Source organism: Actinomadura meridiana (assembly GCF_039537545.1).
GTDB classification, from domain to species: Bacteria; Actinomycetota; Actinomycetes; order Streptosporangiales; family Streptosporangiaceae; genus Spirillospora; species Spirillospora meridiana.
Window position 1 is genome coordinate 386,743 of the sequence record NZ_BAABAS010000026.1, and the last position, 23,416, is coordinate 410,158.

At 66.0% G+C, this 23,416-nt stretch carries 23 protein-coding genes; 9 read left to right on the forward strand and 14 right to left on the reverse strand.

Going from position 1 to position 23,416, the window contains the following annotated elements:
• Positions 1-3: 3 nt before the first annotated feature.
• Positions 4-3,129, reverse strand: a complete 3,126-nt coding sequence (locus tag ABD808_RS33775; RefSeq protein ID WP_344905863.1) for a type I restriction endonuclease subunit R — start codon at positions 3,127-3,129, stop codon at positions 4-6.
• Between the two features lie 226 nt (positions 3,130-3,355).
• Here ABD808_RS33775 and ABD808_RS33780 point away from each other — a divergent pair, with 226 nt between their 5' ends.
• The gene (locus tag ABD808_RS33780; RefSeq protein ID WP_344905866.1) at positions 3,356-3,565 is read left to right on the forward strand and encodes a hypothetical protein; all 210 of its coding nucleotides are present in this window, start codon (positions 3,356-3,358) and stop codon (positions 3,563-3,565) included.
• Positions 3,493-5,811, forward strand: a complete 2,319-nt coding sequence (locus ABD808_RS33785) for an ATP-binding protein (protein ID WP_344905869.1) — start codon at positions 3,493-3,495, stop codon at positions 5,809-5,811. The genes ABD808_RS33780 and ABD808_RS33785 overlap by 73 nt, the downstream gene beginning before the upstream one ends.
• A gap of 70 nt (positions 5,812-5,881) precedes the next feature.
• On the opposite strand, the gene ABD808_RS33790 is transcribed toward ABD808_RS33785, so the two are convergent.
• The 3 genes from ABD808_RS33790 to ABD808_RS33800 form a co-directional block, all read right to left on the reverse strand.
• Positions 5,882-6,715 (reverse strand): phytanoyl-CoA dioxygenase family protein, encoded by an 834-nt coding sequence (locus ABD808_RS33790; protein WP_344905871.1) that lies wholly within the window; start codon positions 6,713-6,715, stop codon positions 5,882-5,884.
• Positions 6,688-7,284 carry a DUF6879 family protein gene (locus tag ABD808_RS33795; protein WP_344905873.1) on the reverse strand — a complete coding sequence of 199 codons (597 nt, stop codon included), beginning with the start codon at positions 7,282-7,284 and terminating at the stop codon, positions 6,688-6,690. The genes ABD808_RS33790 and ABD808_RS33795 overlap by 28 nt, the downstream gene beginning before the upstream one ends.
• Positions 7,285-7,397: 113 nt before the next feature.
• Positions 7,398-7,592, reverse strand: coding sequence for a hypothetical protein (locus tag ABD808_RS33800; protein ID WP_344905876.1), 195 nt, complete (start codon positions 7,590-7,592; stop codon positions 7,398-7,400).
• A gap of 674 nt (positions 7,593-8,266) precedes the next feature.
• Here ABD808_RS33800 and ABD808_RS33805 point away from each other — a divergent pair.
• Positions 8,267-8,593, forward strand: a complete 327-nt coding sequence (locus tag ABD808_RS33805; protein ID WP_344905879.1) for a DUF6879 family protein — start codon at positions 8,267-8,269, stop codon at positions 8,591-8,593.
• Here ABD808_RS33805 and ABD808_RS33810 read toward each other — a convergent pair.
• The 4 genes from ABD808_RS33810 to ABD808_RS33825 are packed head-to-tail and all read right to left on the reverse strand — an operon-like array spanning position 8,529 to position 11,016.
• Entirely contained in the window at positions 8,529-8,975 is a 447-nt protein-coding gene (locus ABD808_RS33810) for a hypothetical protein (RefSeq protein ID WP_344905882.1), read from the reverse strand. The two genes, ABD808_RS33805 and ABD808_RS33810, sit on opposite strands and share 65 nt — an antisense overlap.
• A gap of 4 nt (positions 8,976-8,979) precedes the next feature.
• The gene (locus ABD808_RS33815; RefSeq protein ID WP_344905884.1) at positions 8,980-9,705 is read right to left on the reverse strand and encodes a hypothetical protein; all 726 of its coding nucleotides are present in this window, start codon (positions 9,703-9,705) and stop codon (positions 8,980-8,982) included.
• A gap of 1 nt (position 9,706) precedes the next feature.
• Positions 9,707-10,030 (reverse strand): hypothetical protein, encoded by a 324-nt coding sequence (locus ABD808_RS33820; RefSeq protein ID WP_344905886.1) that lies wholly within the window; start codon positions 10,028-10,030, stop codon positions 9,707-9,709.
• Positions 10,027-11,016, reverse strand: coding sequence for a hypothetical protein (locus ABD808_RS33825; RefSeq protein ID WP_344905889.1), 990 nt, complete (start codon positions 11,014-11,016; stop codon positions 10,027-10,029). The genes ABD808_RS33820 and ABD808_RS33825 overlap by 4 nt, the downstream gene beginning before the upstream one ends.
• Positions 11,017-11,414: 398 nt before the next feature.
• On the opposite strand from ABD808_RS33825, the gene ABD808_RS33830 reads away from it, so the two are divergent.
• The 4 genes from ABD808_RS33830 (at position 11,415) to ABD808_RS33845 (ending at position 13,884) form a co-directional block, all read left to right on the forward strand.
• Entirely contained in the window at positions 11,415-12,053 is a 639-nt protein-coding gene (locus ABD808_RS33830) for a DUF433 domain-containing protein (RefSeq protein WP_344905891.1), read from the forward strand.
• Between the two features lie 225 nt (positions 12,054-12,278).
• Positions 12,279-12,539 (forward strand): hypothetical protein, encoded by a 261-nt coding sequence (locus ABD808_RS33835; RefSeq protein WP_425549006.1) that lies wholly within the window; start codon positions 12,279-12,281, stop codon positions 12,537-12,539.
• Complete coding sequence (locus ABD808_RS33840; RefSeq protein ID WP_344905894.1) at positions 12,532-13,134, forward strand: DUF6879 family protein; 603 nt, start codon at positions 12,532-12,534, stop codon at positions 13,132-13,134. Before ABD808_RS33835 ends, ABD808_RS33840 begins: the two co-directional genes overlap by 8 nt.
• Before the next feature lie 3 nt (positions 13,135-13,137).
• Positions 13,138-13,884 (forward strand): DUF6082 family protein, encoded by a 747-nt coding sequence (locus tag ABD808_RS33845; protein WP_344905896.1) that lies wholly within the window; start codon positions 13,138-13,140, stop codon positions 13,882-13,884.
• 123 nt (positions 13,885-14,007) lie between these two features.
• Here ABD808_RS33845 and ABD808_RS33850 read toward each other — a convergent pair whose 3' ends face one another.
• The 5 genes from ABD808_RS33850 to ABD808_RS33870 all read right to left on the reverse strand — a co-directional run bounded on the left by ABD808_RS33850 (position 14,008) and on the right by ABD808_RS33870 (position 20,581).
• On the reverse strand, positions 14,008-14,214 hold the full coding sequence (locus ABD808_RS33850; RefSeq protein WP_344905899.1) for a DUF397 domain-containing protein: 207 nt from the start codon (positions 14,212-14,214) through the stop codon (positions 14,008-14,010).
• On the reverse strand, positions 14,211-15,023 hold the full coding sequence (locus tag ABD808_RS33855; protein ID WP_344905902.1) for a helix-turn-helix domain-containing protein: 813 nt from the start codon (positions 15,021-15,023) through the stop codon (positions 14,211-14,213). Before ABD808_RS33855 ends, ABD808_RS33850 begins: the two co-directional genes overlap by 4 nt.
• Before the next feature lie 634 nt (positions 15,024-15,657).
• Positions 15,658-16,917 (reverse strand): restriction endonuclease subunit S, encoded by a 1,260-nt coding sequence (locus tag ABD808_RS33860; protein WP_344905904.1) that lies wholly within the window; start codon positions 16,915-16,917, stop codon positions 15,658-15,660.
• The gene (locus ABD808_RS33865; protein WP_344905907.1) at positions 16,914-18,941 is read right to left on the reverse strand and encodes a type I restriction-modification system subunit M; all 2,028 of its coding nucleotides are present in this window, start codon (positions 18,939-18,941) and stop codon (positions 16,914-16,916) included. Before ABD808_RS33865 ends, ABD808_RS33860 begins: the two co-directional genes overlap by 4 nt.
• On the reverse strand, positions 18,938-20,581 hold the full coding sequence (locus tag ABD808_RS33870; RefSeq protein WP_344905909.1) for an HsdM family class I SAM-dependent methyltransferase: 1,644 nt from the start codon (positions 20,579-20,581) through the stop codon (positions 18,938-18,940). The genes ABD808_RS33865 and ABD808_RS33870 overlap by 4 nt, the downstream gene beginning before the upstream one ends.
• A gap of 173 nt (positions 20,582-20,754) precedes the next feature.
• On the opposite strand from ABD808_RS33870, the gene ABD808_RS33875 reads away from it, so the two are divergent.
• Positions 20,755-22,452 (forward strand): DUF6119 family protein, encoded by a 1,698-nt coding sequence (locus ABD808_RS33875; protein WP_344905911.1) that lies wholly within the window; start codon positions 20,755-20,757, stop codon positions 22,450-22,452.
• A 62-nt stretch (positions 22,453-22,514) separates the two neighbouring features.
• Here ABD808_RS33875 and ABD808_RS33880 read toward each other — a convergent pair whose 3' ends face one another.
• On the reverse strand, positions 22,515-22,832 hold the full coding sequence (locus tag ABD808_RS33880; protein WP_344905914.1) for a DUF6191 domain-containing protein: 318 nt from the start codon (positions 22,830-22,832) through the stop codon (positions 22,515-22,517).
• A 361-nt stretch (positions 22,833-23,193) separates the two neighbouring features.
• Between ABD808_RS33880 and ABD808_RS33885 the strand changes: the two genes are divergently transcribed.
• Positions 23,194-23,391, forward strand: coding sequence for a hypothetical protein (locus ABD808_RS33885; RefSeq protein WP_344905917.1), 198 nt, complete (start codon positions 23,194-23,196; stop codon positions 23,389-23,391).
• Positions 23,392-23,416: the final 25 nt, after the last annotated feature.

The window sequence follows — 23,416 nt, forward strand, 5'->3', positions numbered from 1 at the left end:
ACGCTACTCGGGAGAAGACGGGCGAGTCCGGCGAATCTCGGCGGCCCGTTCGGCGGCGGCGCGCCGCTCCGCCTCCCGCCGCACCGGTCTGCGGATCATCCCGTAGGCCTGCTGCTTGGCGACCTGCTTGAACAGCCGGTTGACGTTCTCGTCGTCGAAGTAGCGGACGAGCAGTGCGTCGTTGGACGCGGCCTGGTCGATCATGATGCGGTCGGCGTCCTTGTCGACCTCCCGTTCGAAGACCTCGCGGGAGTTGTTCAGCGCGATCGCGGCGAGCTGCGGGTCCTCGGCGATCGCGACCGCGAACTGACCCACGATGATCTTGTCGGCGGTGGACAGGTCCGCCCCGTACTCGTCGTTGACCTGGTCGATCAGCTCGGCCAGGGTCAGCTCGTCCGGGTCGGTGGACGCGCCGGTCGCCCCGCCGAGCAACCCGGACACCTCCCGGTCGCCGTCGGCTTCGAGTCGCAGTTCGGCCTCGTCCTTCTTCTCGATCCGCAGGTGGCTCGGCTCGATCTCACCGATGTCCACGGCGGCCTCCTGCCCGCGCGGAGGCAGCTTGTTCAGCAGGAACCGGCCGTACTGGTAAAGAAGTTCGAGATCGTCGTCGTTGTAGCCGATCACTTGGGACAGCCATCCGTAGGCGCGGACGAAATCGCCCAGCGCGCCGCGGAACTCCTCGGCCTTGTCGGGCTCCTCGGCGGTGAGCGCGACGAAGCGGTCCACGGCCGGTTCCAGCCACCGGTACAGCTTCCCGTGCGCCTTGATCAGCTCGCGTTCGTCGGTGGCCTTGGCGCGCTCGACGGTCAACGCCTCGAAGAACCGCCGCATCTCGGATTCGACGAGCAGCCGGTAGGCGTGCACCTCCCTCTCCTTGGCGTAGAGGAGGTCGGGGTCGGTCGGCTCGCTGATCGTCGTCTCGTAGAAGGGTTGGAACGCCTCCAGGATGTCCACGGCCTTGTTCGTGAAGTCCATGACGAAGAGGTCTTCCTGGGTCTTACCGGGGTGCGTGCGGTTCAGCCGCGACAGCGTCTGCACGGCGGCGACGTCCGCGAGCGGCTTCGCCACGTACATCGTGGTGAGCAACGGCTGGTCGAATCCCGTCTGGTACTTCTCCGCCACCACGAGGACGCGGTACTCCTGCTTCGGGACGGCCCCGGCGCGCTTGTCGTCAGCCCGTGTGTAGGCGAACTTGCCCGGAAGCTCCCGCTCAGGGAACCCGTTCAGCTTCGCTTCGGTGTATTCGGGGCCGTCGTCCTCCAGCCGCAGCGAGCCGGAGAACGCGACCAGGGTTCCGCAATCGGTGAACCCTCGCTCGTCCACGTACGTCCGGATCGCCTGGTAGAGCTGGAGCGCGTCCGCGCGCAACGGCGTCACCACCATCGCCTTGGCGCGACCACCGATTCGAGGAGCGGTGTGCTCCCTGAAGTGATCCACGATGATCTTCGCGCGGAGCGCACTGTTGGCCTCCGACCAGATCGCCCGCCGGACGACCCTCGCCTTCGCCTTGCGCGGGTCGACCATCCGCTCGGCCTCGTCTGCGGCGGCCTCCGACAACTTGAAGAACATGTCGTAGGTGACGTAGTGCTCCAGCACGTTCAGGATGAAGCCCTCGTCGATCGCCTGCCGCATCGAGTAGACGTGGACGGGCCTGTTCCTGTCGGTCTCGGCGTCGTACCGGCCGAACAGCTCGAGGGTCTTCGCCTTCGGCGTCGCGGTGAACGCGAAGACCGACAGGTTCGGCTGCCGACCGCGCGCGAGGGCCGCCGAGGTGAGCGGGTCGCCGGATTCGTCCACGGTCCGTGCCCCGAGGGCCTTCTTCAGCGCCGCGTTGTCCTCCCCGCCCTGCGAGGAGTGCGCCTCGTCAATAATGATCGCGTACTTGCGCTTCGCCAGGTCACGTACCTTGCCCAGGACGAACGGGAATTTCTGCTGCGTGGTGATGACGATCCGGGCGCGGGCACCGGTGAGCGCCTCAGCGAGCTGCGCGGAGTCCTTCTCGACGCGCTCGACCACGCCTTGGACCTGTTCGAACTGGTAGATGGTGTCCTGGAGCTGCTTGTCGAGGACGAGCCGGTCGGTGAGCACGATGACCTTGTCGAAGACGGGCGCGTTCCGGCGGTCGTGCAGCGTGGACAGCCGGTGCGCCAGCCACGCGATGGTGTTCGACTTCCCCGACCCGGCCGAATGCTCGATCAGGTAGTTCTCCCCCGCGCCCTTCTCCCGTGCGTCGGCGATCAGCTCTCGCACGGCGTGCCATTGGTGGAACCGGGGGAAGATGAGCGGCTGCGTGTGGGCCGCGAAAGGCTTGAAGGACGGCGCCTTTCCCGCTTTGGCGTCCGCGTCCTCGACATGCAGGTACTGCTGGAGCAACTCCAGGAAGTTGTCGCGTTGGAGCACCCGCTCCCACAGGTAGGACGTCCGATAGCCGGACTCGCCGCCGGGCGGGTTGCCCGCCGACCCCGATTGTCCTGGCCCGCTGGAGCCCTGGTTGAACGGGAGGAACCGCGTTCTGCTCCCGTCGAGGCGCGTCGTGAGGAAGACGAGGTCGGTGTCCACGGCGAAATGGACGAGGGTCCGACGCGCGAAGAACGGGGACTTGGGGTCGCGGTCACGGTACTGCGCTCGCGCGTCGGCGACCGTCTGCCCGGTCACCGGGTTCTTCAGCTCGGCGGTTGCCAGTGGGACCCCGTTGACGAAGAACGCCAGGTCGACGGAGTTCGCGGGCTCCTCCGCCGAGTAGTGCAACTGCCGTGTCACCGTCAGCCGGTTCGCGTTGTAGTCGTCGAGAGCCCTGGCAGCCAGGGTGTGCGCGGGCCGGAAGTGGGCGAGCCGGAACCGGATGCCCTTGTCCTTCACGCCCGTCCGCAGCACGTCCAGCGCACCCCGCGCGTCGATCTCCTTGGCGACCAGCCGCGCGAACGGCCGCGCCGGGTCCTCCCCGTAGGCGTCTCGCAGCCGCTCCCACTCCCGCGCCTGCGTCCGCCCGACGAACACCGCCAGCTCAGCGGTGTCGAGCGCCAGCTCACGGTTGTAGTTCACCGGCTCACCGGGCGCCCACCCGTGCGCGAGCAATGCACTCTCGACAGCGTCCTCGAACGTCTTCTCTCCGTACACCTTCACGCCCACCGGCCCAACCCCGTCCCACCGTCCGAGCATCCCGACCCCAAGGATGCTACTCCGGACGTGAGCACTGCGCCACAGCCTTCAAGGTGTTGACTCTGCTAACATCGACCCGCCATCTTCCGCAATGAAATCGCCTCGACCTGTCCTTACCCGGCCCGGGATCGAGCCCTTTTTCAGCGCGCGAGGGCACCGTAACCTGGAAGAGGTCGGCAAAACGACGGGTGATCACATGCCGGACGTCCAGCCTGATGACTCCACCGAAGATACGCATTCGACCATGTCGGGAACCGCCGGTGACGTGGTCCAGGCCCGCGACATCAGCGGCGACATCCATTTCCATTACGGGCGCGGGTCGCATTCGCCGCCGTGGCAACTGCCCCGCGGCGTCGGGGTCTTCGTCAACCGGCTCGACGATCAGGACCGGCTGGACGCGCGCTGATCACCGCACGGGGGGACGGCCAGAACGCTCGCACCATCGCCTACCTGATCGCCGGGACCGCGGGCGTCGGCAAGACGTCACTCGCCCTGCACTGGGCACACCGGATCCGCGACGAATTTCCCGACGGGCAGCTTTACGTCGATCTCAGGGGCTACGATCCTGGCCTTCCGGTAACGCCGGGCCAGGCGTTGGAACGGTTCCTCATCGCGCTCGGCATTCCCACCTCGGCCGTCCCGAACGAGGTGGAGGCGAAATCCAGCCTGTACCGATCGATTCTCGCCGACCGGCAAATGCTGGTCATCCTCGACAATGCGGGAACGACGGCACAGGTGCGGCCGCTCATCCCCGGAACGGGGCGCAGCCTCGCGATCGTGACGAGCCGCGGCAGGCTGTCGGGCCTGCTCGTCCGGGACGGCGCCGAGCGGACGATTCTCGGCACGCTCACCGAGGAGGAGTCCGTCGAGCTGCTGACCAGGACGACGGCGGGCTACCGGTCCGGTGACGATCCCGCGGACATCGCCGAGCTGGCCCGGTTGTGCGCCCATCTCCCGCTGGCGCTTCGCATCGCGGCGGAACGCGCGGCGGCCCGCCCCGGCATGCCACTCGGCGAGCTGATCACGGACCTGCGCGACGAGTCGTCCCTATGGGACGCGCTGTCCACCGGCGACGAGGAAGAGTCGGACGCGGTCAGGACCGTGTTCGCCTGGTCCTACCGCGCGCTGCCGGAAAAGGCGGCACGGCTCTTCTGCCTCCTCGGGCTGCACCCCGGCGGCGACTTCGGCGAGCCGGCCGCGACGGTGCTGGCAGGCCCCGGAGACGAACGGGTGCGCGCGTCCCTCGACGTCCTCGTCGGCGCCTACCTGCTGGAGAACGGCGGATCCGGCCGTTACCGGTTCCATGACCTGCTGCGCGCCTACGCGGTGGACAGGGCCAGGTCCGAGATCACGCAGGAGGAGCAGCTCGAGGCGGTGGGACGGGTGTGCTCCTGGTACCTGCACTGCGCGTATCGCTGCGTGCTGTCGCTCGCCCACGACACGACGCTGCTGTTCGCCGTCGAGCCTCCCCAGGATTTCCCGCCGCCTTTCGAGGGCCGGGAGCAGGCCGCCCGCTGGTACGACGACGAGCGGACGAACCTGGTCGGGGCGGTGCGGGCCGCGACGGAGACCGGCCTGCTGGACCTCGCCTGGAAGCTCGCGGTGATCCTCGAACGGATCTATGCGACCTTCAACCACTACCAGGACTGGTGGGTCACGTCGCTCGCGGGCCTGGAGGCCGCGCGGACGCTGGGTCACCGGGAGGCGGAGGCCGCGCTGTGCGACGGCCTCGGCCGGCTCTGCCGCATGACCTCGCAACTCGACGAGGCCGCCCGCCACCACCGGGCGGCGATCACGATTCACCGCGAGCTGGGCGACCGGCTCAGCGCCGTCAAGGTGCTCAACGGCCTCGGCTGGGTCGGCCTGTTCGCGCACCGGCCGGAGCGGGCGCGCGCCGACCTGGAGGGGGCCCTGTCGATCGTCCGCGATCTGGACGATCCGCACTGGACCGCGACCGTCCTGTTCAGCCTCGGATACGCCTTCCTCCAACTGGATCGTCCGGACGACGCGGCGGACCTGCTCACGGAGTCGCTGGCCACATTCCGCGAACTGGACGACCGGCTGTACGAGTCGATGGTCCTCACCGGGTTCAGCCTGCTGCGGCGCAGGCGCGGCGAATCGGCGGAGGCCCTGTCCGCGGCGGCCGAGGCGGTGTCCATCTCCCGGGAGATGGACAATCCCCTGTGGGAGGGCACGGCGCTGCTCTACCTGGGAAAGGCCGAACTTGCCGCCGGTCTGCCCGAGGAGGCGCTCGTCTCCACCCAGCGCGCCGCCGTGATCTTCCGTCGGGACGGGGACCCGAGCCGGGAGGGCATCGCGCTGGACGGGACGGGCCGCGCCTACCGCGCGCTCGGCAGGCCGTCGGACGCCGCCGATTTCCACCGCCGCGCCGCCGCCGTCCACCAGCAGGTCGGCGACCGGTGGAAGCAGGCCAAGAGTCTCGGTCACCTCGCCGCGGCGCTGGTGGAGGCCGGACCGGCGGGAACCGGCAGCGACGAGGCCGCGCACCACCGGCGGGAGGCGCTGGCGCTGCTCGACGGCTTCGACGACGTCAGGTCCGAGGCGCTGCGGGCCTGGATCGGCGGCGCGAACGCGACGGACGGCGCGGACGCGACGGATCAGGGCCGCGGGTCGTCTCGCAGCAGCGAATAGAGCACCTGGTCGTGCCTGTGGCCTTCCCGCCTTTGGGCGGCGCTCGCCTGGAGCGGACGCAGCCCGACCGTCACCATTGGAACTCGCCGAGCAGCTCGCGGGTCTCGGCGTCACCAGTACGTGCGAGTTCCGCGGTCAGCGGCCGCTCCGCGGGGACGCCGCGCCCGGTGTCGGCCCGCACCCAGGACGGAACGTAGCCGAGGAGCAGCAGCCGGCGGTACCCGGCGTCCACGCTGGACGGAACCGTCCGGTGCCAGAGACCGGCGTGGATGAGAACGGCGTCGCCCGGCTCGAAGTACAGCTCGACCTGACCGGGCTGATCGGTCTGGTCGCCGAGCGGGAGCCGTGTGCCGCCACCTCGGTGCGAGCCGGGGAGCAGGCACAGGGCGCCTTCCCGTTCGGTGACCCGGTCGAGGTAGATGAGGCAGTGGATCTGGTGCGGATAGCTGAAGAGGGCGGGCAGCGGGTCGGGGATCACCGGCAGGTGGGCGTGCCAGGGCACCGCGACACCGGAACGCCCCGCGTGGTTCAGCCGGGCCTCCAGGTCGATCCAGACCTGCGGGCCGAGCAACGTCCTCGCGATGGACAGGGCCGGTTCGAGGCGGAGCAGGAAATGGAACGCCGCGTCCTTGTCGAGCAGCGAGCGGAGGTAGATGCTCTGCCCAGGCAGGCTTTCCGCCTCGGGGCGATCCGCCTCGGCCTCGGCGAGCCCGAGCACGGCCGCGGCCAGGGCTTCGGCCGCCGCCCGGTCCAGCAGCTTCGGGCGGGTGAGGTAGCCGGTCCCCACGAGGGTGTCGAGCTCCTCGGGCGTCGCCGCCGTCGCGACGGTGCGGCGTGGGTAACCGGCGCCCTGGTCGCTGAGCACGAACTCGGTGCTCAGGTGCGTGCCGACGGCCACCCGCATGCCTCCGCCCTCGCACCGGAACCGCTGGACGCCGATGGCGGGTGGGGCACGGCCAGTTCGCCACCGCGGATCATGGCCAGAAGGTCGGCGAGCGGAAAGGATCGGGCGTGGAACTCGCGCCAAGCGGTCCTCGCCTGCTCCAACCTCACCGGATCCTCGTTGCGGTTGGCGTACAGCAGCCGTCCCTCCTCGTCGTAACCGAGGTCGACGACGATCTCTTCGTCAAAGAGCCAGGTGTCGGTGTACACGACGTCGGGAACGTCCTCGCGGAAGATGAACCGGATATCTTCCCCGGCCGCGCCGTTCACCGCGTAGTACCAGTCGATCTCGAACTGGAGATACGGCGTGAGCGTGTGGTCGATGATGTGGACACGGCCCATATAGGCGCCCGCCGCGACGCGTTCGCGGATATTGCCCGCCCATTCTTCGTTGCGGTCGGGCGGGAGCGGTTTCCCCGCCGTGTAGTGCTCGAGGTTCGCGCGCTCCTCGTCCACGGTGTAGACGCCGAGGGTCTCGATCCGGGTGGCGGACGACGCGAACTCCGTGAAGAGTAAGCCGAACTCGTCCATGTTGAGAATAATGAGAGCTCTCCCGCTCTGGCTGGGCCGGCCGCACGCCGGCTTCGTCGATCTCTGAACCGTTTCGCTCTGGTCCATGCGGGTCGGGCGAAGAGGAAACGTGGTCACTCGGCGGCGAGGGCGCGCTCCAGGATGTAGCGCGGGATCTCCACGGCGTTCTCACCCGGCGGCAGGGTGAGCCCCGCCTTCTCCGGATCGACAACGAAGCCCTGAACGACGATCGTCCCGTTCTCCGTCTCGTACACCGCGGGACACGGACCGTTGCCGCAGCCGGATCCACCGATCATCCTGAGAGCCATGACATGGACCTTAATCTCGCCGATACCGTTGATCACAGTTCTATATCGACAGTTCCAAAGCGTCAAGTGTTAGGCAGAGATTTAATATATCAAGCCCTCAACCTCATTTTCCGGCAGCCAAAACAGGTCAAATCAAAACCCATCCGGCACACCGGCGAGTGCAGCCTACAAGATGACCAGCGGCATGGGGTACCAATGGCGATAGTCGACACAGAGAAGCCACGTCAGCGCAGGTAGCCCCCCAGTCCGTCGCCCCTCACAAACCACACCAGTTCACAACGTAGACTGGCACAATGTGACATTCCGGGACCGCTCAATCCAACTGGCCATCCGCCCTGCGACGGGTGGGCGGCCTGGCGTCGAAGGCGCCCGAGGTCTCACATCCACCCGAACGGCACGAGATCCCAAGCTCTCCCGTTGCCCCCGCCGCTCCCCCTTGCCGCGCTACGGAACCCTAGAATGCGGCCAGAACATCACCAAAGAAGAAATGACCATGAAAGAATGCGGGAATCACTCATAAACAAACCTGCAGCCTCCATCCCGGTGCCAGCACCGGGCCCGACGAAGGGTCGTGACCTTGCCGCACAACACGATGTTCGCCGCAAAGCGCGACATTCCCGATGCTTGATCGAATCGCTGTCCTTCCGGCGACCCTGCTCACTGCGCCCCAATACGTGGCCGAAGCGACGGCACGGTCCGCCGAGAGCGAGGACTATTTCTGGAAGCTGGAGCGTCGGCAGACCTTCCAGGAGCCGGACGATGCCAGCTACCAGGCTTTCGTCCGGGGCGACTGGGAAGAGGCGCAGCGAATCGAGAACGATGGGCGCGACGCACTCCGCCGCCGGTTCGTCGAGCAGGGCTTCGTGCTTCGCCGGGTCCGGGTCGTCGAGTCCCCCATCACGCCATATCTCCAGTGGGAGATGCGGGCGCTGCGGGTCAGGGCGGAGGCAGGCGAGGAGATCCGCGTTCTGGACGCATCCACCGGGGCGGCTTCGCCATGACCAGGAACGGGACGGCGAACAGGGCCGCAAGGGGCGTCTCCCCCTCGCTCTCGTCCACGAGAGCGAGAACGAGTGCGACAAGGGTCCCGGCGATCCCCACCCACCACACTGCGAGTGCCCCGCGCCACGCGAGGACGGGATGCCGCCCACCGAGCGCGGCCGCCGTCGCCGCCGCGAGAATGACCGAGTTGACGAAGGCCGTCACGCCTGCGACAAGGAACGGCATGAAGGGCGCGGGAACACCACCCGCGTCTTGAACAGCGGTCAGCCCGACCACACCCGCGAGGACTGCGAACGTCACATGCCGGGCGAACTGGATCCACATGAGTTTGCGACGGTGCTTCGGGTCTCGCCGCAACGCGCGTTGGGAAGAGAACAACACGGGCTCAGCCTGCAACAACGCCCGAGGGAGGCCATGCCCCACCCGGCCAGTTGTTGTTCCCGTTGTTCTCCGTGCGGAAGGTACTCGCCGGGCCTCCCAGCACCTGAATGGCCGTCCACCCGGCCCCGGCGACCGCGGCGGCGAACGCTCCGATCGCCAAGATCGCGCTACCGAGCGCGGGAAGGGCCCCGGCCACCGACGCGGCGGCGACGCAGTCACCGATCAACTGGTAGATCAACGTCGCATAGGCCGCTCCTACGAACAACCAGAAGCCGAGGATCGTCCATCTGCACAGATCGAGTGCGCCGCTGACCGCCTCCGCCGTGTCGCCGTACTGTTGGGTCGCGGCGGTCTGCGGTGCGTTCGGTTTGAGGACCTTCTTGTAAGCTTCGGAGGCTTCGCCCTTCCAGTAGTCATCGACCTTCGAATACGTTTCTTGGAAACGGCCGGCCTGCGCGCTCACCGGCGCTTGGACCTTGTCACTGAACTTCCCGGCGGCGTCGGCCAGCTTTCCCCAGTCTCCAGGTTCCGCGACGAACTGGGAGAACTCCTTCCACAGCTTGGTGACCGCGCTTCCGAGCTTGTCCAGCAGTGGGGTGAGGCGATGGGCGATGAACGACGGCAGTTTAGCGAGCACCTTGTTGATGTTGGTGACGAGCTCGTTCAGCTTCTCGTTCACCTTGAGCGTCTGCTGATTGATGTGCGACATGGTCGCGGCGAACTCGGTCATGTCAGATATGCCACCCATGCCTGATCTTTTTCACCTGGTCAGCGCTCAACTCCTCGGCGTGTTCGTACGCCTTGGCCACCGTGTCCAATTTGTGGCTGGCGTCGCGGAAAACCTTGCCCGCTTGCATGCCGACGCTGACGAGAGTGTCGTTAAGAGTCGCATACGTCGTGTCACAGTTCGCCTTCTTCCCAAGGTAACCAAACCCTGCGGAGAGATCTTTCATCGCAGCGACCTCCTGCGCCGCCTTCTCCATCACCTTTCCGCCCTGGGTCCAGGTTTCGGAGTCCTTGTGCAGATACTTGAGGGCAACTTCCAGTTCACTCATGTCGTCTCCTCACCTTGAGGAAAACCCAGGCCCCGGAGCAGGTCCCTGAGTTCGTTGATGACGGACTCCACCTCGGCTCCAGCCGCGCCCGCCGGGACGGCCTGTTCCCGAGACTCCGAGCCGACGAGGTCGTTCACTGCCTCGAACGCCGTGGAGAACTCCTCGCAGAGCCGACTCTGGTCGGCCTTCGCAAGCCAGCTCCGCTGCGTAAGAACGCCAGTGACCATCCCACCTTGGACAGCGAGCGTCACCCGCCGATTCTCACTCTTGATCTCGGTGTTCTCGGTCGGACGTGTGAGGGCCTCCTCAAATGCCTCCAGTCTCTTGTTCGATTCGTCGAGCAGGTCATTGACCTGGCGAAGCGCACTGGCGGGATCCATTCCTCGCGGGGGCTCCCATGAGGAGGACGACAACGCGGAACCGGACGGCTGGGCCCCGCTGCCGGGGGCGGAACCATCCGCGTTGTCCAGAGAGAGCGTCATCCTGCTCATCACCGCGTCCGAAATCGCCTCCATGACCGCCGCGTCGAACGTCTCCGCGGTCAAGGCGACGCGCCATTGCCTGCGAAGGCGAAAGCCGGTCACTCGCCCCTTTCCTGCCACCGTGACCTCGATCGTGCCCGTACCGTCGGTTCCTGTCGCCTCCAGCGAATCGTCCACGGCACCCGCCAGCCCTGTGGACAGTTCTCCGAGTTCGGCGAGGACCTCTTCGAAGCCGCCGAGAACATCGCCGTCGACCGAATCCGTGAACGGCGGAGACATCCGACCGGCTGCCACGGTCACCGGCCCATCCTCCTGCGAAGGCGTCACCTCGGCGAGCGAATCGCTGACCTTCTCATCAGTGCTGGAAACCGGCCGCTCACCAGGTGGAACGGCTGCCGCTTGTCGGCTGTTGACGAGGCGCTCCCTCAGCTCCTCAGCCGAGGTGGGAGCATGGGGCACGTCCTGGTTGAGGATATCGTTCAGGCGATTCTTGGCGTCAGCCATAAGGAAGGAACCCAGTTCCTGTCAAGATAATATTGTCTTCGAGTAGATCATCCTGAAAGGCTAGTGGATCAAAGCGAGGTTCGTCCAGGCGCCAGTCGTCGCCCCCCGTAACCCGACCCGTCATCGAAGACTTCAGCACACGGGTGATGCGCCATGTCCTGGCCAATCACGGCCAGAAGTTGGACACCGAGAGAAACTCCTACGTGGAGAGCGGTGCTCTCGCCCGACCTTGATCGACTCTTGGCTGCGATGCAAGTTGCACGATCTCCGGGTCAAGAGGACATCTCAAGCTGTAGACAGTCATGGGTACACCACGCGGCGTGACGTTCGCCTGGGTACCTATGGACACACCGAAGTCGTGATGGACAATGCATCGAAGAGCGAAGAAGGGTGGACCGGTGGCTTACTCGGCCAAGATGGCCGCTGCTCTGTCCGGCGCCACAACGGGCCAGCTGAGGCACTGGCGTAGAGCGGCCGACGCGGGGGTCGTCCTGGCACCCGAGATCTCCAGGTCACCTCGTGCGCTCTACTCCTTCTGGGACGTCCTGGCGCTCCGCACGTGCGTGCACCTACGCAACGCCAGCTCGCTCCAGAAGATCCGCACCGCACTCGGAACGTCGCGGAATCTGGGGGAACGTGACCATCTGTCCTCCTACCGGTTGGTCACGGACGGCAGGACGATCCAGTTCGTCAGCGACGAAGAGGCCATCGACCTGGTGAAGAAGCCCGGGCAGCGACAGGTGGTGATCGTCATGGGCGACGTCATCGAACCGTTCCCCGTCCGCGCCGGTGTGGTCGTCCCGCATCTGTTCCATCCTCGCACGAACATCGAGGTCGACCCGGCCATGCAGGGAGGGCACCCCGTCATCAAGGGCACCCGTGTCCCCTACGACGCCGTGGCCGAGCTCCTAGCGGACGGGGTCCCCGCAGAGCGGATCGCGGACTTCTATCCGGCGGTGTCAGTGGAAGCTGCCCGAGAGGCCGCAGACTTCGCCAAGTACGTCGACAGCTACGATCTGGCGGTCCGAGCCTCGTGATGAAGGTCCTCATCGACGAGGACTGCCCTCCGGCCAGCGCTCGGCGAGTGCCGGGGTCCGACCGTCACTGACCCCGGGCGTCAACGGGATCGCCTGACGGAAGGCCGGAACTCGTTATTCCCGAAACCGAAAAATGCGACATCCGCCAGAAGATTGACTGGACAGCACGATCATGAAATGATATGAGGCAAATCACTTCCCGTATATCTGAAGGGGATTTCGAGAATGTGGGAAGCCGACCCTCGTGCGCATTTCATGCGGCGGCTGGGCAAGTCCGCCCATGAACTGGGTGACACCAAGGAAGACCTCACCTGTCCGGATCTGTGGGAGTTGTCCAACGGTGATGTGGCCGCCATAGGCCGCGACCTGACCGAGGTCTACCGTGATCGGTTGCCTTCCGGCGTGAGCGTCGGCGCCGATGAGCGGATCGTTGTCCTACCCCGCAACATGATAATAGCCGCCAAGCCGGATATCCCCGATGCTTAATAGGATTTCTGACCTCCCGGCGACGTTTCTCGGCCCGGAGGAGTACCGGTCCGATGCAGGGGCGCGGTTCGCCGCGATTGACGACTTCTTCTGGAAGCTGGAAAGGCGTCAAAGTTTCCAGGAAGAGGACGACGACGGCTACCGCGCCTTCATGCGCGGCGACTGGGACGGGGCGCAGCGGATGGAGGCGCGGGCCCTCGGGGCTCTTCGGCGCCGGTTCGAGTCGGTGGGCTTCGAGTACCGGAGGGTTCGCATCGTCGAACGTCCCGTCAGCCCTTACCTCCAGTGGGAGATGCAGGCATTGCGGGTCAGGGCCGAGGCCGGTGAAGGCATACGCGTCCTGGACGCGGAAGCCGTCCACGGCCAGGAGGAAGGCGGCCTCCTGCCCGAGGTCGTCATCGTCGGAACGGGCGCCCTCTATGAGGTCGGCTACGACCAGGCGGGCGTGCACAACGGCGCCCGGCGGATCGTCGACCAGGAGGTCATCGGCGCGTGCCGGGCCGAGATGGCCGTGCTCTGGGACAAGGGCGAAGACCTCGCGTCCTACGTCACCAGGGAGATCGACCCGCTCCCGCCACCGCTCGCGCAACTCTGAGGGGTGACACGGACACCGCCCACCGGCAGCGGCAGACGTACCGGTTCGACCGTCCTCCTAATCCTCCTCGTCCTGCTCACCGTCGGACTGGTCGGAGCATCCCCGATCGCGCTCGACGTGTTCCGGGGCGACGCGGCACGATGGGAGCGGCTCAGCTTCATCGGACAGACCTATGGCGCGGCCTCCGCGTTGCTGTCGGCGTTCGCCCTGATCGGCATCACGGTCACGTTGGTTCTCCAGGCGCGCGACACCAAGGTTAACCGGGAACACGGCCAGCGGCTCGTGCATCTCGAGTTACTGAAAATGGCGATGGAGAACCCGACCTACCGCCGAGCCTGGGGCCCTGTCGCTCCCGGCCGCGATCCCGAGACCGACCGCCAGCAGATCTATCTGAACCTGATCTTCTCCAGTTGGCAGATGTCCTTCGAGCTGAAGACGATGGACGAGCGCCTTCTCCGTACGGTGACGTCCACGCTGTTCAGGGGCGAGCCCGGACGCCGGTTCTGGGCCGGTGCCCGCGAGGCGCGCATCGCCACGTCCACCACCCGCAGGGAACGCCGCTTCCACCGGATCGTGGACGAGACGTACCGGACGGCGGAAGCGCAGGGCCCGCCCCACCGAGAGACAGGGCCAGACCAGGAGCCCGGCAACCGCCGCTACCGTGGGATTCTGCTCGGCGTGGCACTGGGCGCGGCTCTCGCTCTGCTCGCGGACCGGCTGAGGAACGCGCTCAAACGCGCGGGACCGTGAATGAGCAGGGCAAAGCCTCTGGAGCGGCGCAGATGCGTCCCACACGTGGACCGCCCACCGGACGGACGGAGGGCCCCACACCCGGTCGTGGTGTGAGGCCCCGGCGCATCGCCCGAACTCGGACTACCGGTCGTACCGTCCGGTCTGGATGCCGGTCACCAGGTCAGCGAACGCCGCACGACCGAACGCCAGCACCGGGCCGTCTGGATCCGTCGAATCCCGGACGGCCACAATCGAGGCCACGCCGCCAACCTCGATGCAATTGCCGCCTTCGGAGTCGCTGTATGTGCTCTTGCGCCAGTTCCTGGACGACAGGTCGGGGGTGCTCATGTGCCCTCCATGATGGTCTGTATCAATGCGGCGGACTCCGTCGCAGAGAGTGCCTCAGATCTTGCCACATTGAACAGTACGGCAAGATTCAGCACTGCTGCCGCGTCTGAGAGCATCTGGCTATTGCCCCCGGTGCCTTCGATGTACGCGAGGTCCGCTGACCTCTCAAAGCTCAGAACCTGGAAGCCAGTCGGTTGGAAGACATGTGCATGGGCTGGGAGCACCTGGATGGAAACGTTTGGCAGCTCAGCCAGCCCCAGCAGGTGCTTGCATTGCCCAGGGCGAACCTCTGGCGGTACGTCACGGAGAGCGGACTCCCGAATCAGTAGGAAGATCGAAGGCGCCTTAGGACTAGTCAGCACCGCCTGACGCTCCATGCGGATCGCAACCAGTTCGTCAACCTTGTCCGACTGAAGTCCATTGCTAAACACGAGACGGGCGTACTCTTCTGTCTGAAACAAGCCTGTAATGAGGGTCGGCTCATAGATACCGATCTGCGCGGCTTCCTTCTCAGCCTCGATCAACGGCTTGAAGGCAGTCGGGATGAGCCCGCTCTTTCGAGCCTCTATGTGCTTCTCCCACATGCGGTGGAAGGTGCCGCCCATCTGGTAGTAGGTGTCCAGGTCGTCGGCGAGGCCCTCGGACGGAGGCTTCTCGAAGGTCTCGACCTTGGCGATCCACTGGGGTGTGCAGCCCAGCTTCGCCGCGAGCTTGTTCCGGGAGATGCCGTCCGCCTGGCGCCGCGCACGCAGCTCGTTGACGAACGCTTCCTGGAAGGCGGAGGGGTTGGTGTCACGCGAGGGTGCCATGGGTGCTCCCGGGTGTCGGCCCGCAGTTCGGGGGTGCCGCCTCACTTGGTCGGGTGCTCGTGGGGGGTGAGCGGTTCGTAGCTCAGAGTAACTTGCGCCTGCGAAGCTCGCCTGTCATCGGCCAAATCAATTCGCAGGGAATCCGACCCGTGAACGATCAAGAACGCGCTCGTCTTCAGGAGCAGCACCCGGCCTGGCACATTCGCCAGCCCCCAACGATGGAATGTTTCATAGCCACCCGCCTCGGCGGTCCCCTGAGCGATCGGTAGCTCTATCACGGCCTATGCATGACCCTGGCCGAGGATTCCTACGAGATGCTCAGCGAGGCGCTCGCCGCCCAACGCAAGATCGAGGAGAACCTGTGATCCTCACCTTGGCGATCATTGCCCTTGCCCTGCTCACCGGCTTCGCGGCCTGGATGCTGATCCTCTTCGTAGGCACGGCCATCACCAACGCCGGTTACATGGGCAGGCATCGCTGAACTCCCGGAGCGGCTGCTGTGCTCGGTGCCCACTTCCTCCCCCAGGAACTAGCGGTCACCGAAGCCCCCACCAGCAGCCGCTCCGGGTCGCCGTCCATGGCGGCCCGCTACTCGAAGCTCACTCGCCTTCGCTGGGTCAACGACAACCCAACATCACGTAACACGACGCGCGGTCGTCACGTCCAACTCCCCCGTGACGGCCGCCGTAACAACCGCCCGCCGCCTCTCCTCCGATAGACCGACTTGAGCTCCAATCGAAGCGATTAGCTCGCTACTGATTTGCAAAACGGATTCACATCGTTCAACGAGCGCTTCTTGTTCCTTAAGGGGAGCCACCGGTATCGGCCATCGCTTGATCTCATCAGTCTTGAGATTTGCCATGGATTGCGACGTACCATGGGACCCCTCTGCGCATAGATCACGGATTCGAGTTCCTTGAGCAACTAGAACGAGGTATTTCTTCAATACGTTTTCAGATACCCGAACCCGGAAGATTTTGTCACACAAGATGAGGCGTCTGCGAGGTCTTTCTGCAACAGCAGCGGCTCCAACGAGTGCCGGTGTGTTTGCCCGGGTGATCAGGAAGTCACCGTCATGCACTTCGTACTGTGACTCTGGATCCATTTCTTCGGGCAACCTCTTGTTCTGCTCACCAAAGAATCGACCACCCTTAACCGCGCTGACCTTAAGCACGCCCCATTCACCTAGGCCCGCCGGGGCGTTGTCACACTGAGGACTCGTCCCCTGTTCAATCCCGCAGATAAATCGACGCAATGGAAGCACACCAAAGCGAAGGGCTAGAGACTCAACCTCAGAGTCCAATAGTGCCCGCTCTCGCTGCTTCAGTAGCGAGGATGCGTCTTCCCTCAACTGAACGATACGGTCGATGCGAGCGGTCTCGGCGTCGAGGAAGTCTGCGATCCGCCGCTGCTCCTCCAGCGGTGGGAGGGGAATCGGAAAGTCGAGAATCTTGCTCTTATTGGTTGAAGCAAGATTTGTCGTTTTAGTGCCGGTACTTTCAAAATAGTGCCGCGCATACAGGGATTGAGTTGTCAGCGCCAGATATCTGGGCTCAACCTTCCCAGGAAGAGGACGAAGAGCGAACACATGATTCTGGTGAAGACATCCTTCTAGCTCGTTGCGCCAGAGGGCGCCGCGCCCAAGCTTGTCCAGGTCACCTCCTTCTGTCATAAGAACATCCCCGTATTTGAGTGTGCTGCGAGAGGCTATGGAACGCGGCACAGTGATCTCACTGACAGAACTCAGGTCGAGGTGTCCGGCTTGAACATTTGCCACACGCAGATACGGCCTGCTTACCGCATCGCCTGTGAGGTTTCGAGAAGAGTCTACGGTCAGTCCAGACTGTATTTGACACAGATATCCCAGCCGCACAAGATTCCAACGGTTGGTCACGAGGTCACCTGGGTGAGGAGGGTTTGGATTTCGGACTCGATGGCCTTCAGTTCTGCGTCTATCTCTTCTAGGGGGCGGGGTGGGGTGTAGGTGTAGAAGTGGCGGGTGAAGGGGATTTCGTAGCCGATTTTGGCTCGGATCAATTCCTTGGTCTTGGGGTCCTTGGTTTCGGTGATCCAGGCGTCGGGGACGTGTGGGAGGACCTCGCGGGTGAAGTAGTCGTCGATGTCCTCGGTGAGGGGGACGTTCTCGAAGTCGCGGAGGTCGGGGTCGTGGACGACCTTGCCCTTGGTCTTCTGGATCTCGCCGTCCGGATCGGTGATGGCGAAGGCGGTCATGGCGGCCTTGTCGACCTTGTCCGGCGGGGCGGTGATCGAGTTCTCGATGTAGGTGGCGAAGAGTTTGTTGCGGAACTTCGCCCGGTCCGTCTCCGAGGTGCCGATGAGGGGCTTGAGGCCGGTCAGCAACTCGTCCCGCAGCTCGTATTTCTGGACGGCCGTCGTCTCGGCTAGGGCGGTGAGAGTCTCCTCGCTGACCTCGAAGCGCTGGCGTAGCGGGCGGTCGATGGTGATGCGCTGGTAGCCGAAGTCCTCGTTGCGGAACACCTTGACCTTGGCATGGTCCGGGTGAGCAGGGTCGGCGGCGATGTCGAAAGCGTTCCTGTAGAGGGAGCAGATGTGGGCGCGCTGGTCCTTGCCGATCTCCTTGCGCTTCTCGCCGAGGGACTTGCGGATCTTCGTCCACTGGTCGCGGGCGTCCAGGAGCACGACCTTGCCCTTGTTCCGTGGTGCCTTGTCGTTGGTGACGATCCAGAAGTACGTGGAGATGCCGGTGTTGTAGAAGAGCTGGTCGGGCAGGGCGACGATGGCCTCAAGGTGGTCGTTCTCGATGATCCAGCGGCGGATCTCCGATTCGCCGGAGCCCGCGCCGCCGGTGAACAGCGGGGAGCCGTTGAAGACGATGGCGATCCGCGAACCCTTCAGGTCTTCGTCCACGTCGGCGGTGACGGGGCGCATCTTCGACATCATGTGCTGGAGGAACAGGAAGGAGCCGTCGTTGATGCGCGGGAGCCCGGCGCCGAAGCGTCCGGCGTGGCCATAGTCGTTGTGCTCGTCCTTGACGAACTTCTCGACCTTCTTCCATTCCACGCCGAACGGCGGGTTGGCGAGCATGTAGCGGTATTCCTCGCCGTCGTGTGCGTCGTTGCTGAACGAGTTCCCGAAGGCGATCGACGAGTTGTTCTCGTCGTAGCCCTTCATCAGCATGTCGGAGCGGCAGATCGCGTACGACTCGGCGTTGAGCTCTTGCCCGTGCAGGTTGATGCGCGCGCCCTCCGGGTTCATGCTCCGGATGTGCTCTTCGGCGGCGGCGAGCATTCCGCCCGTCCCACAGGCGGGGTCGAGAATGTCGATGACCTTGCCTGGGCCCTGCAACGCCTCGGTGTCCGGGGCGAGGAGCAGCTCGACCATCAGCTCGATGACCTCGCGCGGGGTGAAGTGCTCACCGGCCGTCTCGTTGGAGAGTTCGGAGAACTTCCGGATCAGTTCCTCGAACAGGTATCCCATGTCGTGGTTGCTGACGCGGGACATGCTCAGGTCGAGTTTCGGGTCGGCGAACCTCTGCACCACCTGGTAGAGGAGCCCGGCCGCGTCCAGCCGCTCTATCTGCGTGTGGAAGGCGTACCGGTCGATGATCTCGGTGACCTCCGCGCAGAACCCGTTGATGTAGTCGACGAGGTTCTTGCGGACGTTCGCCGGGTCGGCGCCGATCGTCTGGAAGTCCTGGCGGGACGTGTTGAAAATCGGCAGTCCGGCCGCCGCCTTCAGTAGCGCGGGTGGCGCGTCGCCGGGGTAGGCGTCGGCGCGGGTCCAGACTGCCTGGCGGGTCGGCTTCATCACGCAGTCGAAGCGGCGCAGGACGGTGAAGGGCAGGATCACCTTCCCGTATTCCGACTGTTTGTAGTCCCCGCGGAGCAGGTCCGCCACTGACCAGATGAACGCGGACAGGTTCTGGTCAACGCTCACTCGTCGTCCTCGTCTTTCGTTTCGGGTGGTTCAAGTGTCCCGCTCGTGAGGCCGTCCTGTGCCAGTTGCACGGCCCGGCGTCCTATCTTGGCCGCTTCTTCGAGACGGTGGAGGAAGGTTTCCAGTTCCCTGAAGGCCGCCCCGTACGTCCGCTGCCGGTCCGGGTCCATCTGCGGGACGCGGGCTCCGCGGGGGTCGGCGCGGTGGGTGCCGGAACCGGAGGTGTTGCGGCGGGTGTTGACCGCGCTGCGGAGGAAACCGAGCAGGAAGTCGGTGTCGAGCTGGTCCGTGGTGGAGACGGGGCGGCCGTCCTCGACGCGGACGAGGCCGCCACGGATCAGTTCGGACACGTTCACGGTGGCGGCGACGTCCTCGGACCCCTCGGGGAGGCCGGGCAGCAGTCCCCGCAGCTCGTTCAGAAGTGTTTCGAACCGTTCACGAGCGTTCTCGTAGGCGGCGGTGCCGAGTTGGGCGGCGACGTGGCGGCCCGGGGTGAGGTCGGCCTCCTCGTCCAGGAGGGAGATGACCGGGACATCGGTGACCCGCTCCGGGGCCGGATCGATCGGGCCATCGAGGTCGGCGTCCGTCAGGTCGATCATGCGGACGCGGGTGTCCGGGCCGAGGGCGCGGACGGGACGGCGGAGTACCCAGAGATGCACCGGGGCCGCGTGCCCGGCGGCGAGGCCGCCCGGCAACGCCACGAGCGTGTGGAGGATGCCGCCGCGCACCAGTTCGGCGCGGATGCGGCGGCCCGAACGGCGGTATGCGGCGGACGCGGGCAGGACGACCACGGCACGCCCGCCGGGAGCGGTGTGGAAGTAGCAGTGCTGGAGCCACGCCAGGTCGCCTTCCGCCTTCGGCGGGATCATGATCTCCCAGCGGGGGTCGAGCAGGAGTTCCTCGCGTCCCCAGTCGGGCCGACCGGTGGGCGGGTCGCACACGACGAGATCGGCCTTGAGGCGGGGGAACCCGTCGTCGCGCAGCGCGTCGCCCTGGACGACGTCGATGGTGCCGGGTCGTTCCTCCAGTTCCGCCCTCGACCGGACGAACTCGGGCAGCCCCGGCGCCGCGTCCTGTCCGACACGTCCCGCCACTTTGGCACCGCCTACGGACAACAACAGGTCGCCTATCCCGCACGCCGGGTCGTAGACGGTCCCCTTGGTCCGGCCCGCGAAATGCCGGACGACGCGCACCAACGCGGGTGTCGAGACGTGCTCGCTCGCGTTGTGGCTCGCCGATGCCGCGAACCGTGCGGCGAGATCCCGGACGAGCTCCCCCGGCGTCCGATCACGCGCCAGGTCGGCGACGAGATCGGCGGTGGGCCCGCTCAACGGGCGCTCCGCGCGTGCGTCGCGCAGTTCCGCCGTCACCGCGACCAAGGCTCCGATCATGTCCTCGCCGCGTTCGGCGCGCAGCGCGTGCCACAGCCTGACCTCGTCCGCCACCGGCTGGCCCTTGCCGCTGCGATCCATCCAGCGGCGGACGTCCGGCAGCGCGAACAGCGGGGCCGCCGCCGTACCGCCCGCCGCCTCGGGGAAGTCCGGGTAACGGCGCCGCCAGTTCGACACGGCGGCGCGCGTCACCCCGGCCATCCGGGCGATCTCCGCCGGGGGCACCAGTACCGCCTTGTCCTCGGTCATAGCGACAACGTACACAGCCGTGAGCGGGCGATCAATACTGAAGTGCGTTGACAACGCTAACAAGTTGACCGACTCTGTTTACAACGGGATGTGGCCTCCGCGAGACCGCCGCGCATCCCGTCCGATCCCCACCGGTCACCCGACCGGACGACGTCTTCCTCCGGAGGTCCGCCATGCCCGACCCGACGCACGAACTGACCATCTACCGGCTCTCCGATGCCGTGACCGACGTGGACGCCTTCCTGGAAACGTCGCAGGGGACGTATCTGGACGAGGCCGCGTCCAGCGACATGGTCTTCCCCGAGTACCCCGACGTTGGAGCCGTGGCGTTCCACTGGCAGCGCGGTCACGTCCCGGTGCCCTGGCTCAAGCCCGCGACACACCTCATCGGGGAACTCCCCCAGTACGAGACCGCCGACTGCGGGGCGCTCCTGCTCCTCGACGTGAACGGCGAAAGGTACGCGATCGGGTTCGGGGGAGGCTGGCGATCCATTCCCGAACAGTTCAAGGACCACCGTTTCGGGTTGAGCTTCGCGATCCGGGCCGTCGACGCCGAGCAGGTTCGCACGGTCGTGCGGCGTTCCATGAGCGGGCTCGGCAGGCAGGACGCCACCCACGTCCCGTCCGGCATTCCCATCGGCCACATCGGGCTGAGCGAGTACACCGAGATCGTCGGCAGGCTCGCGGGCATGGTCGAGCCCGGGGATCTCGGACTCGACCGGACCCGCGCGCTGCGGGTCGAGGGATCGGCCGGGCTCCGGCTGCGGATCCCGCTCGACCGCGACCGGCTCGTCGTCCTGCTGCGCAGGATCTCCGAGATCTGCGCACGCACGGTCCCGGACGACTTCGCGTTCGTCGAGGCCGTCGCCCCCGTCCGCGACGAGTGGCGGCTGGACGACCTCGACAAGCGTCTGGAGGTGCGGCTCCGCGCCGCGACCGACGACGACGAGGACGTGCGGCTCGCCACGGCGGTCCCGCTGGACCTCGCCGACCTGGCCCATGAGGCGCAGAGCCATGTCATCAAGATCGGTGCGGCCGAGAGCCAGTGCCGCGGCGAACTCGACCTGGACGCCGTCCTGCGCCGCTGTCGTCTCCAGTGCCGGTGCACGGCCGTCCGGGCGCTGCGCCGCGGCGAAGTGCGGATGTGCGAGGACGAACGCGGGCAGCGCGTCCTCGGCAGGGCCGCGGCCGACAAGTGGCTCGCCGCCTCGGTCCGGGTGGGCGAGAGCGAGTACTTCCTCGTCGAAGGCGCCTGGTACGAGGGCGGTGCCGAGTTCTTCGCCTCCGTACGGCGCCGGATCGCCGGACTGTTCAGACCCGTACCCAGCCTCGTCCTCCCGCCCTGGCGGGACGGACTGAAACCGCTGCCGGGCTCGAAGAAACGCGGCGAGGCCGTCTACAACGAGTGGGTTCAGGACTCGCTCGGCGCCGACCGCTTCCTGAACCTCGACCGGACGAATGCCCGGACGGAGTTCCACGGCGCGCAGGGCTTCGAGCCGTGCGACCTGCTCGGGCCGCACGACGAACTCGTCCACGTGAAGGGCGGCAAGGGCACCGAACCGTTCAGCCACATGTTCAGCCAGGCACTCGTCTCCGCCGAGGCGCTGTACCTGCGCGCAGAGGCCCGCGCATCCTTCGCTGACCTCGTCCGTAAGACGAGCCTCGGTACGCGGAACCTTCCGGACGGCTGGCGTCCCACGAAAGTCGTCCTGGCCATGAAGCTCAACCGTCAGACTCCGTTGACCCCCACGACGCTCTTTCCGAATGCTCAGATCGCCCTCGCCCACCTGACCCGGACCCTTGCCCGCTACGGAATCGAGGTCGAGGTCATAGCGATCTCACGCGGCAACGCCCCCGCGGGGGCCGCGTGACGGCGGGGTCACCACAAGGGCCGCGCACAGGTCCCACGGGTCGTCGTGCGTGGGCGGATTGGTCAGGCGGGGTCGAGGGGGCGGCGGATGGTGGCGGTTCCGGCGTCCAAGTCGACGCTGGTGCGTGGGGGCGCGCCGTCGTTCTCCTCGTCTCGCAGGATCAGGGACATGCGGCGTTGTTCCTGCTGGTGGCGATGTGTGCCGTGGAAGAAGGCGTCCAGTTCGCCGACAGCGACCGCCGAGACCGGACGGCCTACCTCGTCCCTTCTCCAGGGCAGGTGGAACCTGCGGTTGGCCCACAGGCCCGCGCGGTCGAGGGCGGCGAAGGCGACCAAGGCGATCACCAGCCCGGGGATCGTCAGGAAAACGATGAGTGCCACGTTTCCCCAACGAACTCGCCCCGGCTGTGGTTGCGCGTCGTGGCGGCGGCGGCGTGGAGGGGCGTCATCGGACGGGGACGCACAGCGATCATGACCGCGCTCGAAAGGGACTTACTTGAGCCCGAATATCCCCGAACGCCTTTGGGAACGGTGTTTGGCCGCCTGACCATAACTGGACATCTGGTTTTTGTCAGATGGGCTGTTTTGTTTCTCGATGCTCGGTGCGATGATCCAGGCCAATCGGCTATTCGGCTCTACCGGCGGACGCGGGTTTCCTTTTCGCTGTTCACTTCATCTGGTCCATAGGGTGACGAGCACCGGTCTGGTTCTGGCGGCGGGTGGTGGGGCGAAAGGAGCGCCCATGTCTGAAGCGCGACGGCGCGTGTTGACTCCATGGCGGTTTCTGATCACCACGCTGGCGGGTCTGGTGATCCTGGCCAGTGCGCAGGTGACGGCGGTGGCCGCTCCCGCCTCGGCGTACCGGAACTTCGACGCGGTCACCACGGCGAACGAGAACAATGAGCCTTTTTCAGGAGGCGTGAGTTTCGTGGGCTTGTAGGACGTGGATGGCTTTGGCGAGGTGT

Bases quoted from the DNA above. Each gene is read 5' to 3' on its own strand.
- ABD808_RS33780 (WP_344905866.1), top strand. From the start codon at position 3,356: ATGCCGGACGTCCAGCCTGATGACTCCACCGAAGATACGCATTCGACC.
- ABD808_RS33790 (WP_344905871.1), bottom strand. From the start codon at position 6,715: ATGCGGGTGGCCGTCGGCACGCACCTGAGCACCGAGTTCGTGCTCAGC.
- ABD808_RS33795 (WP_344905873.1), bottom strand. From the start codon at position 7,284: ATGGACGAGTTCGGCTTACTCTTCACGGAGTTCGCGTCGTCCGCCACC.
- ABD808_RS33800 (WP_344905876.1), bottom strand. From the start codon at position 7,592: ATGGCTCTCAGGATGATCGGTGGATCCGGCTGCGGCAACGGTCCGTGT.
- ABD808_RS33815 (WP_344905884.1), bottom strand. From the start codon at position 9,705: ATGACCGAGTTCGCCGCGACCATGTCGCACATCAATCAGCAGACGCTC.
- ABD808_RS33820 (WP_344905886.1), bottom strand. From the start codon at position 10,030: ATGAGTGAACTGGAAGTTGCCCTCAAGTATCTGCACAAGGACTCCGAA.
- ABD808_RS33825 (WP_344905889.1), bottom strand. From the start codon at position 11,016: ATGGCTGACGCCAAGAATCGCCTGAACGATATCCTCAACCAGGACGTG.
- ABD808_RS33835 (WP_425549006.1), top strand. From the start codon at position 12,279: ATGTGGGAAGCCGACCCTCGTGCGCATTTCATGCGGCGGCTGGGCAAG.
- ABD808_RS33840 (WP_344905894.1), top strand. From the start codon at position 12,532: ATGCTTAATAGGATTTCTGACCTCCCGGCGACGTTTCTCGGCCCGGAG.
- ABD808_RS33850 (WP_344905899.1), bottom strand. From the start codon at position 14,214: ATGAGCACCCCCGACCTGTCGTCCAGGAACTGGCGCAAGAGCACATAC.
- ABD808_RS33855 (WP_344905902.1), bottom strand. From the start codon at position 15,023: ATGGCACCCTCGCGTGACACCAACCCCTCCGCCTTCCAGGAAGCGTTC.
- ABD808_RS33870 (WP_344905909.1), bottom strand. From the start codon at position 20,581: ATGACCGAGGACAAGGCGGTACTGGTGCCCCCGGCGGAGATCGCCCGG.
- ABD808_RS33875 (WP_344905911.1), top strand. From the start codon at position 20,755: ATGCCCGACCCGACGCACGAACTGACCATCTACCGGCTCTCCGATGCC.
- ABD808_RS33885 (WP_344905917.1), top strand. From the start codon at position 23,194: ATGTCTGAAGCGCGACGGCGCGTGTTGACTCCATGGCGGTTTCTGATC.